Below are 12,546 nucleotides of genomic sequence, written 5' to 3'. Positions count from 1 at the left end.
ATTTTATAAAAATAAAGGAGCCACATGGACTTTTTAAACTTCAGCATCCTAATATTTGCTTATCTTTTAGGATCAATAAATAGTGCTATTATTGTATGTTATATATTTAGATTACCATCACCAAGAAGTGTTGGTTCTGGTAACCCTGGAACCACAAATGTACTTAGAATTGGTGGTAAAATACCCGCAATCATCACGCTTGCTTTTGATATATTAAAAGGGTTAGCTCCAGTAATTATTGCAAAAGTTCTCACCCATAATGAGTTTATAACTGCTTGTACAGCTCTTTATGCTATTCTTGGTCATGTTTTTCCTATATTTTTTGGATTTAAAGGTGGCAAAGGAGTCGCTACGCTTATAGGAACATTATTTGGCTTTAGCCTAGTTCTAGGTTTAATTTTTGTAATTACTTGGGTTTGTGTCGCAGTTATTACACGTTATTCTTCTCTATCTGCTTTAGTTGCTACAGTTATAGCAAGTTTTTCTGTAATATTCACATCAGATTTTGTAACAGCAACTCCATTTTTAATAATAGCTATAATTGTACTAGTTAAGCATAGTGGAAATATCCAAAGATTAATTAGTGGTCAAGAAAGCAAAATAGGCGATAAAGCTAAGGCTAAGAATGATACAAATTAAAAATTTAAAAAAAGAATATAGAACAAATAACACTAGTAACCTTGTTCTTGATAATATTAACCTTGAAATTAATCAAGGTGAAATATTTGGCATTATTGGTCATAGTGGCGCAGGTAAGAGCTCCCTTTTAAGATGTTTAAATCTACTTGAGCAGCCAACTGATGGTTCAATTTTTATTGCTGATGAAAATATCACTAAGAAAAATCCGAAACAACTTAGAGATTTTCGTAAAAAAGTTGCAATGATATTTCAACATTTTAACCTACTCTCATCACGTAATGTCTTTGAAAATATAGCTCTTCCTTTAGAGATCCAAGGAGTACCAAAAGCAGAAATTAAAAAACGTGTTTTTGAGCTTCTCGATCTAGTTGAACTTCCAAATAAAGCTGAAGCCTATCCTCAAGAACTAAGCGGTGGCCAAAAACAAAAAGTAGCTATTGCTAGAGCTCTTGCACTTAACCCTTTGGTACTACTTTCAGATGAAGCAACCTCTGCACTAGACCCAACCTCTACTAAGCAAATATTAGCTTTACTAAAGAGGCTAAATAAAGAGCTTGGGTTAACAATTGTGCTTATCACTCATGAAATGGATGTTGTTAGAAAAATTTGTGACCGTGTTGCGATAATTGATAAAGGTCGCATTCCTGAGATGGGAAAAACTTTAGATATTTTCTTAGATCCTAAAATGCCTGTTACAAAATCATTTGTTGAAACAAGTATTCATACAAAAGTTCCTGATTTTATGGCTAAAAAACTTTATGACAATCCATATAGTAATGAAAATACTTACCCTGTAATACAACTCACCTTTTATGGTGATAAGGGCAAGATGCCTATCATTGCTGAGATATCTCGCCAATTTAATGCTACAGCAAGTATTATTCAGGCAAATATTGAAACAATCCAAGATCAAATAGTTGGTATTGCAATCTGTCATGTTACAGGTGAGCGTCAAGATTGGGAAAATGCTCTAAAATTCTTATCAAACCAAGATGTTAATTTAAAGGTGCTAGGTTATGCAACAGCAGACAATATTTAGTTTACACGAGCTTAGCCTAATAGCTCAATCAACATGGGAAACTGTCTTTATGGTTTTCATAGCTACTTTAGTAGCTGTGGTTGGTGGTATTTTATTAGGCATTTTATTGTATATTACTCAAGATAGTAAAAATGTACTTATCAAAGGATTTAATAAAACTTTTGGTATAATAATAAACATAACAAGAAGTATTCCTTATATAATTCTTCTAATTTTACTATACCCTCTTACAAGATTAATTGTTGGCACAACTATTGGCACAACAGCTTCTATAGTTCCTTTAGCTATCGCAGCATTACCATTTTATGCAAGATTAACAGAATCAGCTCTTCGTGAAGTTGATACAGGTCTAATTGAAGCTGCCAGAGCTATGGGCGCTACTCAAAGACAAATTATCTTTAAAGTGCTTTTACCTGAGTCTAAGAACCTGCTGATTGATGCTGCAACATTAACTTGCATATCATTAATAGGATTCTCAGCTATGGCTGGTATCGTTGGCGGTGGCGGTCTTGGTGATCTTACTTATTTTAAAGGTTATAACTATGGTAATTACACTTTGTTATTAGGTGGTGTAATTATGTTAGTCATCCTTGTTCAGTTAACTCAGTCTTTCGGTAACTATCTAATCTCTGCGAAAAAGCTAACTCCCCTTTGGTTAGTAACTCTCATATTAGCAGGAGCTAGTGGCATGCAGCTCTATTCAAATACTGTAGTAAAAACTGACTCAAATGAAATAACTGTTGGTTATATTACAAGCCCTCCTCAAGATGCTATTATGAAACTAAGTCAAAAGATAGCTAAAGAAAAATATAATCTTGACGTCAAGCTTGTAACATTTGGTGATTATAATATCCCAAATAGAGCTCTAAATGATGGCGAGTTACAGGCTAATGTTTTCCAACATATTCCTTTCTTAGAGAATCAAGTTAAACAGTTTGGTTATAAATTAACTTATATTGGTAAGACCTTCTTATATCCTATGGGAATGTTTTCTAAAAAATACGATAATATTAAAGATATCAAAGCTGGTTCAACTGTAGCAATCCCTAATGACCCTACAAACCAAGGTAGAGCTCTTATGATTTTACAGGATGCAGGATTGATTAAACTTAAAGATGGTATAACTTGGAAAGCAACTACTGATAGCATTGCTAGTAACCCTAAGAAATTAAAAATAGTAGCCCTACAAGCAGATCAAATCCCTAATAATCTAGGAGATGTTGATATTGGTATTGTTAATAATGACTATATATCTAAAGCTGGGTTAAGTTTAAAAGATGCTATTTTTGTTGAACCTAAAGACTCACCTTTTGCTAATATTATTGCAGTTCAAGACTCTCAAAAAGATAATCAGAAACTAAAAGAATATGTTAAATCTTTAAATAACAAAGAAGTTCTAAAAGAAGCTGAAAAGTATTATCCAAATGGTGCAGCTATCGCTGCTTGGTAATTTCAACTTTATTCTGTCAAACTTATTCTTTTTTCTATATTTACTCTATAAAATATAAGTTATCTAAGCAACTTAATAGGTGTAACTATGCAACACTCTTCCGAATTTGTAAAACTAGTAAATGATGCAAAAACAAGAATCAAAGAATGTACTGTTGATGATATTCAAAAAATGAATGAATCTGGAACTCTTGATGGTCTACTTATAGACACTCGTGATGAATCTGAATTCGCAAATGGCTATATTCCAAATGCGATACATATAAGTAAAGGAATTATTGAAAGTGCTATTGAATCTGCTGTACCGAATAAAAATCAAAAAATGTATTTTTATTGTGGTGGTGGCTATAGGTCTGCTCTTGTAGCTGATGCCTTACAAAATATAGGATATAAAAATGTAATATCTATTGATGGTGGTTGGAGAGCTTGGAATGTAAATGGCTATCCTACTATTTCTCCTAATGAGAAAAAACCTGTAGAATTTCTAAAACTTGTAAATAGTGCAAAATCACAAATCAAAGAGTGCTCTGTTACAGAACTACATGAAAAAATGGGTTCTAACAATTTAGACGGAGTAATTTTTGATGTGCGTGAAGATTCCGAATATGATAGGTTTCATATCCAAGGAGCTGCGCATTTAAGTAAAGGGCAGCTTGAAGTAAAAATTGAAAATTTAATCCCTCTTAAGGAACAAAGAATCTACTTATATTGCGGTAGTGGTTTTAGGTCAGCACTCGCTGCACAAAACCTACAAAAAATGGGGTATACAAATGTGGTATCTATCGCAGGTGGCATCCAAGCTTGGCTAAATAATAATTATCCCGTAACACAGGAGTAAAAATTAAAATGTTTCGTATTGGTCATGGCTTTGATGTCCATAAATTTACAGATCAGAAGCAAAATATCATCATCGGTGGTATTGAGATACCTTATCATCTAGGGCTAGAGGCCCACTCAGATGGTGATGTACTTATTCATGCTCTTTGTGATGCTATATTAGGAGCCCTAGGATTAGGTGATATAGGTAAGCACTTTCCTGATACCGATGCTCAATACAAAAATACCGATAGCAAATTTTTCCTATCTGAAATAAAAAAAATGCTTGATGATAAAAACTACACTATTGGCAACATTGACTGCACAATAGTTGCACAAGCCCCAAAAATGCTACCTCATATCGAAGCTATGAAAGCTTGTTTAGCTAATATATTAGATATAGAAATTAACCAATTAAATATCAAAGCTACCACTACCGAGAAATTGGGTTTTGTTGGTAGAAAAGAAGGGATTGCTACTCATGTAGTTTGTTTATTGATAAAAGAATGATTATTTTGAATACCCTTCTAAATAATTAGCAACTTCTTCTAGTTCAGCCTGACAGCAAAAAATTGCGACATCATTATCTTCAAGCTTATCTAAAATATATTTAACTCCTTCTAATTCACCATGAGAAATATATGTTTTTGAAACATCAAAACCTTTATCTGCTAAATCTTTACGAATCATTAAAGGTAGCTCCATAGGTTCAGCACCTCTTAGATATTTTTCTGTTTCTTTTAAAACAATAAAATCCACATCATGCTTAAGTACGATATCATTTATACCTGGTATTAAATATTTACGATCTCCAGTGGTTCCAACCATCATATATGTTTTACCACCTTTATCATAAGCTTTCATCATAGAAAGTAAAGCATCGATACCTGCTTCATTATGCGCATAATCAAGTACAGCAACTTTATTACCCCACTCAAAGATATTTGCCCTACCCCTATTAACTTTTGTATCATTTTGATAAGTTTTTAAAGCTTTTATAATATCGGCAAAATCAACACCAAGCTTAAATGATAAAGAAATAGCTATCATAGCATTTTCGATATTATGCTTAGCAAAACCCTTAACTGTTAAAGGTGCATCGACAACAGCAAGTAGATTTGTTTTACTACTTCTATCCACCCAAACAAAATTACCATCTTCAACAATACAAGCATAATCAGCTTTTTCAAGATAGTATTTCATATCATGTTGCTCAGGATTTTGAGTTACTACTATTTTTGCACAATCAAGCTTATCAAACCTTTCTTTCATATATGAGTTATCAAGATTGATAATTGCATGAGAAGCCTCACCCATTGTACGAAAAACAATCGACTTTGCTTCTGCAAGTTCCGCAACTGTCTCAATACCATCTTCACCAAGATGATCAGCTGACACATTCGTTACAGCTGCAGCATTTACAAAACTTTCGATAAGACCTCTTTTTAGAAGACCTCCTCTAGCAGATTCTAAAAGCGCAACTTCTACTTTTTTGTTAGTAAGTACAAATTGATGCCCTGTGGGGCCAGAGTAATCACCCTCATCAATCAGCTCATCATTTACCTTTACCCAATCAGTAGAAGTATAACCAGTAAGCTTGCCTGCTACTCGGCAAATATAATCAGTAAGTCTAACAGTTGTAGTCTTACCATTTGTACCAGTTACTATAATTGCAGGAATATCATAAATATTTCCCCAATCAATACTATCAATAGAATCATTATCCAAATCAAACTCATAGCAACCAGTTCCTGAGCCTATAAAAGCTTTACTCTTATCTCTAAAAGCATTAAATCCTTTTGATTTAGCTAGCTCATAAAGCTTGCGATAAACAAGGTTTTTATCTTCATTAATTACGGGGATAAGTTCTTTTTGAGCATCTTCAATTGTTCTAAAAACACCTGTTTCAAAACCTTCTCTAGCTGAAGCCCACGCAAAATCAATAACATCACAAGCTGGCATAGTAATATCTACAGGAGCTGTAAAAGCAAATCTAACACCATTATTAAAAAACTTATGAGCTATCTTTACTTCTTCCCAACCTAATGCTGGTAAAAACTTATGAGCTTCTTGATAAAAAAGCTTTGTTAGTTCATCTCTATTTTCAACTAATGGCACATCTAATACCGTACCAGTCTCTTTGAAAAATAGATTTGGCCCAACCAGCCTACGCGAATAACCCTCTGGAATCATATACAAGTCTCCTTAATAAAAAGACTAATTAATCACTATCTTCATCATGATAAACCACTCGAACACCACTATCATCCGAGACAATACCAGCTTTAATAACATCTGATATTTCTTGTGACAGACTTGGATCCTGAGCAATTATAGATGCTGAAAACATTTCTTGCTTTTCTGCTTTCTCTTCTTTACCTTCAGATTCTTCATGATCTTTGTTGAAATATATAATCTGCTTCCAAGTTCTTTTTAACTTATCTGCAAAAATCACAACTAAATCACCCTCTTCAGCCATAGATAAAGCTGTATTTACTGCTTCTTGCTCACTTTCGATAGTTTCTATATTATTTGCTGAAACACCCGCTTTTAATAAAGCTTCTTTTAGCATTCTAGGCACTTCATCAGGAGCTCTTTTTCTAAGATTATCATCACGCTTACAAATAAAGTAATCATAGTAAGGAGCAGCCGTTGTAGCTAACTCATAGATATCTTCATCTCTTCTGTCACCAGGAGATGCTAATACACATATTTTCTTACCAGTAAACTCCATATTATCAACCATTTGGCTTACAAGCTTGATTGCAGCAGGGTTATGACCATAATCCATTAAGACCTTAAACGGATGCTCCTCAAACCAGTTCATACGACCTGGAGCTTGATAAAATGAAGTTACAAACGTTCTTAAACCATCTCTAACATCATCTAGGCTCATTCCCATACTATACGAGATAGCTATAGCAAACATTGCGTTTTGAACATTATGTATAGCTTTACCTTCCATAGTTGCAGGAATTAAGTGTGTCCATAATACAGGGATATGAATATGATTATCAAAGATTGTAATCATGTCACCGTTAACACCTTTCTCAATAATACAAGCCTTACCGCCAGCTCTAATATGCTGTTTAACTAAAGCATGCTCAGGGTTCATAGTTACATATAAAATATGCTTTGCTGTAACTTTTGCAGACATTTTTAGAACATTTGGATCATCTGCATTTAATACTGCAACATCTCTTGCTGCCTCAGGGACAATACTTTTAACTTTTGCTAAATCTTCTAATGTATTTACACCTTTAAGACCAAGGTGATCAGAAGCGATATTCAAACAAGCACCTACATTACAGTAGTCATAACCCATACCACTTCTAAGTAAACCACCCCTTGCAGTTTCTAAAATAGCCATTTCAACAGAAGGGTCTTTTAAAACCATCTGAGCTGAAGTTGGACCTGTAGTATCACCAGCAACAGTAAGTTTACCATTAATATAAACACCATCAGTAGTTGTTAGACCTACAATTTTACCGGCATTTTTCCACATGTGGGCAACCATACGAGAGGTTGTAGTTTTACCATTTGTACCAGTAATTGCAGCAATTGGAATCCTTGCATTACCAAACTCTTTTGGAATTAGCATATCAATTACAGCACCAGCAACATCTCTTGACTTACCTTCACTTGGAGCCACATGCATTCTAAATCCAGGAGCAGCATTACACTCACAAATCGCTCCACCAATATCATGATATGACTGTGATATATCATCAATAAGAAAATCTACACCACCAACATCTAGACCAATAGCTTTAATAGCTCTTTCCGCCATATCTTTATTATCAGGGTGAACAATATCTGTTACATCAACAGCTGTTCCACCAGTTGATAAATTAGCTGTAGATCTTAAATAAAATGTCTCACCATCCTCAAGAATAGTATTTTCATCATAATTAGCAGCCTTCAATAAAGTTCTTGCTTGGTGATCTAATTCAAGTTTTGTTAAAACTTTTTCATGACCAACGCCTCTACGAGGATCTTCATTAACAATATCAACAAGCTCTGTGATAGTATGTTTGCCATCACCTACAACATGGCCTGGCACTCTTTTTGCAACTGCAACAAGCTTGCCATCAACTACTAGCATTCTATGGTCAAATCCTGTAGCAAATTGTTCTAACAATACATAACGAGAAACTTTATTAGCTTCAACAAAAGCTTCTTTGATTTCTTCCATTGTGTTTAAATTAATAGAAATTCCTCTACCATGATTACCATCTAATGGTTTAACAACCAAAGGAAAACCTAGTATTTTTGCAGCTCTTAAAGCACCTTCTTCTGAAGTCACCATTCTTTGCTTTGGCATAGGAAGACCTAAACCACTTAATATCTTGTTTGTCTGCTCTTTATCACATGAAAGATCAACAGCAATACTAGTTGTCTTACCTGTAATAGTAGCTCTAATTCTTTGCTGGTATTTACCATAACCAAACTGAACTAGTGAATGATCATTTAGGCGAAGATATGGAATATCTCTTTTCTTAGCAGCTTCAACTAATGATGCTGTACTTGGTCCAAATTCTTTGCTTTGAGCAAACTTAATAAACCTAACCTTTTCGTATTCAAAATCAAAATCTTCATTATCAAAGCCTACTTCTTTTTTCAAATGCTCTGGTAATAAAGAAAGCAAAAGATCTCTAGCAAGCTCCATAGCTCTAAGGCCTACATCTCTTTGCTTATACTCATACGCCATATTATAATGACCAACTTGGTCAGTAGATCTAGTACGACCAAAAGTTACATCACTACCTGCCATACTCTGAAGCTCTAAAATAACATGCTCCCAAATATGCCCCATCCAGGTACCTTCATCTTCTTTAAGCCTGCGGACAAATCCTCCAGCCTCTCTATAAGAACAACCATGCTCTTTAATCCCTGGTAAGTTCTCAATAAGCCCCTCTATAAACTCCTCTCCAATTTTTGCAGATGGCCATTTTTCTAGTACACCTAGATCTATTTCATGTCTTATAACAGGAAAATTTGCATAAATATTAGGACCAACATAAACATTTGTTGCTATTATTCTCATTTGGAGCTCCTTAGAAGTTCTATCTTATATGTGCGTAATATATACTATATAAAGCATAATACCTAAAAAAAATAATCAAAAATAGTTTGATTTTTATAAAATCATTAAATTAAGGATAATACTGTGAAATATGACTTCGGTTTTATAGCTATTGGTGATGAAATAACAGATGGCGATATTGTTAATACAAATTCCTCTAATTTTGCGAAACATTTAGTATCAAAAGATTTTAACATTGGTTTTCATATCTGTTGTACCGATAGTATTACAGACATTAAAGATAGCATCAAATTCTTGCTTAATAACCATAAAAACATAATTACTATAGGTGGTCTTGGACCTACGGAAGATGATCTAACAACTTACGCTGTTGGAAATTTTTTTGATAAAGAGCTTGCTCTAGATCAAAATTCATGGCAACGACTTGAAAAAAGAATGTTCGATAAGTATGGCAAAATAACTCATGGTACAAAAAAGCAAGCCATGTTTCCTCAAGGATCAAAAGTTATTCAAAATGAAAATGGTACAGCTAATGGATTTCTACTTGAGTTTGAGGAAAAACGTTTTATTTATGTTTTTCCAGGTCCTCCAAAAGAGTGCCTACCAATGTTAGAAAGCTTAAACTTTTCAAACTCTGATAAAAAGAGAAAAATAATTCGTAAAAAATGGAATGTTTATAGAATTGGTGAAAGTTTTTTAGCTGAAAAACTTGAGAAAATAAAGTCCGAATATTATTTTGTAACTTTCAAATACAGAATCACAGATAATTTTATCGAATTAAAATATTTTTACCCTGAAGGTTGTTCTCATAGCAATGATATTATTAGTAAGATTGAAGATTTACTCAAAGACTATTTTTAAACTAGCTTAACGCAATTTGCTCTTTTTTATCGATAAACATTGCATCAATTCCCCAAGAAATAAGTTGTTGAACTTCATAATCAGTATATACAGAATATACATATACTCTTTTAAACTTACTTTTTAGATATTCAACTCTTTTTTTAGTTAAGCACCCATAATTAATGATAATTGCGATATAATCACATTCTTTAAAATATTTATATACCTTTTTATCAATATAGCCAAAATCCTTAGGCCAATTAGTAGTATAAAAAAGTTTACCCTTAGGATATTTCTTATATTTCTTTAACTCTTTCATTACTACTTTTGAAAAACTAGAAAGAAACACTTTATTTTTCAAATTAGGAAACTCTTTTAGTAACATTAATGCTTTTTCCACTAGCTCTTCCTGATACTCTTCACTTTTATTAGTGATTTTGAATTCAAAATTTGAAAAAGCATCATTTTCACTAGCCCACTCAAGATACTCTCTCAAAGTTGGTATTTTTCCTTTAACTTGCAAAATAGGATGAGTCAGCTCAAGCTCTTTTAATTCAGAGATTGTCATTTCTGTAACATTCTTGTCACAAGGAGCTAACCTTCTAGGTGTTTGATCATGAAATAGAAATACTTCCTTATCACTACTCATTTGCAGATCTGTTTCAAACCATTTTATGCCATAATTTCTAGCAATTTGAAATGATTCAATAGTATTTTCAACAGCATCAGTATTCGCTCCTCTATGGGAGATAAACCTATCAACCTTCATATATTCTTGTATTGTTTCTAAACACCAGAAGATTATACATCAAAGACTATTCTCTAATAAAATACTTTTTAAAAATATTCTTCAAAATATTTTGTTTTTTAATAATTAGGGTAATCATGATATAATTTTCGTAATTTTGTAGCTAATTTTGTATAAATGATTAACAACCCTCATATTTGTAAGAAGCTAGCATCTTTACTCTTACATCGTAAGCTTATTACGAAAGAACAACTTGAAGAGGTTAGCCTTGATTCTTCTTTAGCCAAAGAAGGTTTCTTAGATTATGTAATAGATCATGGTATTGTTGATAGCCAAGCATTTATGATAGAGGCTGCTACACTACTTCGTTTACAGTATATTGACCTAGCTGCTATAAATGTGAAATTTCTTCCGCAAGAACTTTTTGATGTTGATTTTTGTAGAAAAAATCGCTGCTTGCCAATTTTTACTAGAAAAAAAACTGTTCATGTAGTTATTGCAAATCCTATAGAAAGTCAAAATATATTAAAAAGTTTGCGCAACAAATATGATCGCCCATTTACAGCGATAATTGGCGAGATTAATCAAATAAAAGAAAAAATTGAAGAGTTTGAGCAATACCTAAAGGATGAAGGTCAAAAAGATGATGATTCTAACTTTAGTGAACAAATGGAAGCATCTGCTGATCTAGATATTGACTTTGTTGATGAAGGTGAAAGAGAAGGTGATGCCATAATAGGTAGTGGAGAAGATGAAGAAGCTCCTATTATTAGATTTATCAACAATACAATTGTTGACGCCATTCAAAAAGGTGCTTCGGATATACATTTTGAACCATATGAAAAAAACTTTCGAATTAGATATAGAATAGATGGTCTTTTAATTGAAACTTTTAATACCAAGAAGAATTTAGGACCTAAAGTTATTTCTAGGCTTAAAATTATGTCTAGTTTGGATATCGCTGAAAAACGTATTCCTCAAGATGGTAAGTTCAAAATTTCATTATCTCGTGAGAAGGCCATCGACTTTCGTGTTAGTACATGTCCGATTAGTTTTGGTGAAAAAGTGGTATTACGTATTATCGATTCAAGCTCAACACAAATACCAGTAGAGCAACTGGGCTTCTCTGAATCTCAAAAAGCAACCTATCTAAAATATATCCAACAACCACAAGGCATGGTACTTGTAACAGGCCCAACAGGTTCTGGTAAAACAGTTACCCTATATACAGGGATAAATATTCTAAATAAGCCAGAAAAAAACATTTCTACAGCTGAGGATCCAGTAGAGTTAGTAGTTAAAGGCATCAACCAGGTAAATGTTAATAATAAACAAGGGCTAACCTTTGCTGCAGCACTTAAATCATTCCTTCGTCAAGATCCAGATATTATCATGGTGGGTGAGATTAGGGATATTGAAACTGGCTCAATTGCCATTAAAGCCTCACAAACAGGTCACTTGGTAATGTCAACACTACATACAAACAGTGCTCCAGAGACACTTAACAGACTTGTTGATATGGGTTTACCTCGATACAATATCGCAACGTCTGTTACACTTATTATTGCACAGCGTCTAACTCGTAAGCTATGTCCAAAATGTAAGCTTAAAGATACAGATACCGAATTTGAATTGCTTATTGAAGATAGTGGTCTTAATGATGATATTCTAAAAAGTAGTTTTAACACTACTCTTGATAAGGTTAAAAAAGCAAAAATATATAAACCTAACCCTAAAGGTTGCCCAAGATGTTTTAAAGGCTACAAAGGCCGACTTGGTTTATATGAGGTAATGCCCGTATCTAGAGAAATATCAAAAATGATACTTGAGGATAAAAACACTATGGAAATCGCTCAACAAGCGCAAAAAGAATGTATTGCGACAGTAAGACAATCTGCGTTAGTTAGAGTTTCAGAAGGCCTAACATCAATGGAAGAAGCATACCGCGTAAGTTAAAAGGAAAAG

Annotated in this window: 10 protein-coding genes; 7 read left to right on the top strand and 3 right to left on the bottom strand. The window is 33.4% G+C overall.

The genetic code is table 11. From position 1 onward, the window contains the following. The first annotated feature begins 24 nt into the window (after positions 1-24). The 5 genes from plsY to ispF all read left to right on the top strand — a co-directional run bounded on the left by plsY (position 25) and on the right by ispF (position 4,453). Positions 25-639 (top strand): glycerol-3-phosphate 1-O-acyltransferase PlsY, encoded by a 615-nt coding sequence (gene plsY / locus QI37_RS09435; RefSeq protein WP_040010546.1) that lies wholly within the window; start codon positions 25-27, stop codon positions 637-639. Then, on the top strand, positions 626-1,678 hold the full coding sequence (locus tag QI37_RS09430; protein ID WP_040010545.1) for a methionine ABC transporter ATP-binding protein: 1,053 nt from the start codon (positions 626-628) through the stop codon (positions 1,676-1,678). The genes plsY and QI37_RS09430 overlap by 14 nt, the downstream gene beginning before the upstream one ends. Further along, positions 1,656-3,128 (top strand): MetQ/NlpA family lipoprotein, encoded by a 1,473-nt coding sequence (locus QI37_RS09425; RefSeq protein ID WP_040010544.1) that lies wholly within the window; start codon positions 1,656-1,658, stop codon positions 3,126-3,128. The genes QI37_RS09430 and QI37_RS09425 overlap by 23 nt, the downstream gene beginning before the upstream one ends. An 87-nt stretch (positions 3,129-3,215) precedes the next feature. After that, positions 3,216-3,965, top strand: a complete 750-nt coding sequence (locus tag QI37_RS09420) for a rhodanese-like domain-containing protein (RefSeq protein WP_040010543.1) — start codon at positions 3,216-3,218, stop codon at positions 3,963-3,965. Between the two features lie 8 nt (positions 3,966-3,973). Then, positions 3,974-4,453 carry a 2-C-methyl-D-erythritol 2,4-cyclodiphosphate synthase gene (gene ispF, locus QI37_RS09415; RefSeq protein WP_040010542.1) on the top strand — a complete coding sequence of 160 codons (480 nt, stop codon included), beginning with the start codon at positions 3,974-3,976 and terminating at the stop codon, positions 4,451-4,453. Here the strand turns inward: ispF and QI37_RS09410 are convergent, their stop codons facing one another. Further along, positions 4,454-6,136, bottom strand: coding sequence for a Mur ligase family protein (locus QI37_RS09410; protein WP_040010541.1), 1,683 nt, complete (start codon positions 6,134-6,136; stop codon positions 4,454-4,456). A 28-nt stretch (positions 6,137-6,164) separates the two neighbouring features. Further along, complete coding sequence (gene cphA, locus QI37_RS09405) at positions 6,165-8,990, bottom strand: cyanophycin synthetase (RefSeq protein WP_040010540.1); 2,826 nt, start codon at positions 8,988-8,990, stop codon at positions 6,165-6,167. Between the two features lie 123 nt (positions 8,991-9,113). Here cphA and QI37_RS09400 point away from each other — a divergent pair, with 123 nt between their 5' ends. Beyond that, positions 9,114-9,851, top strand: coding sequence for a competence/damage-inducible protein A (locus QI37_RS09400; protein ID WP_040010539.1), 738 nt, complete (start codon positions 9,114-9,116; stop codon positions 9,849-9,851). 1 nt (position 9,852) lies between these two features. Here the strand turns inward: QI37_RS09400 and QI37_RS09395 are convergent, their stop codons facing one another. Then, positions 9,853-10,602 (bottom strand): glycerophosphodiester phosphodiesterase family protein, encoded by a 750-nt coding sequence (locus QI37_RS09395; RefSeq protein ID WP_040010538.1) that lies wholly within the window; start codon positions 10,600-10,602, stop codon positions 9,853-9,855. Positions 10,603-10,758: 156 nt separating this feature from the next. Between QI37_RS09395 and pilB the strand changes: the two genes are divergently transcribed. Next, positions 10,759-12,537 carry a type IV-A pilus assembly ATPase PilB gene (gene pilB / locus QI37_RS09390; RefSeq protein WP_040010537.1) on the top strand — a complete coding sequence of 593 codons (1,779 nt, stop codon included), beginning with the start codon at positions 10,759-10,761 and terminating at the stop codon, positions 12,535-12,537. Positions 12,538-12,546: the final 9 nt, after the last annotated feature.

The organism is Candidatus Francisella endociliophora (assembly GCF_000764555.1).
Taxonomy (GTDB): Bacteria; Pseudomonadota; Gammaproteobacteria; order Francisellales; family Francisellaceae; genus Francisella; species Francisella endociliophora.
The sequence above is the reverse complement of the archived record's forward strand: the minus strand, read 5'-3'. Positions and strand labels throughout refer to the sequence as shown.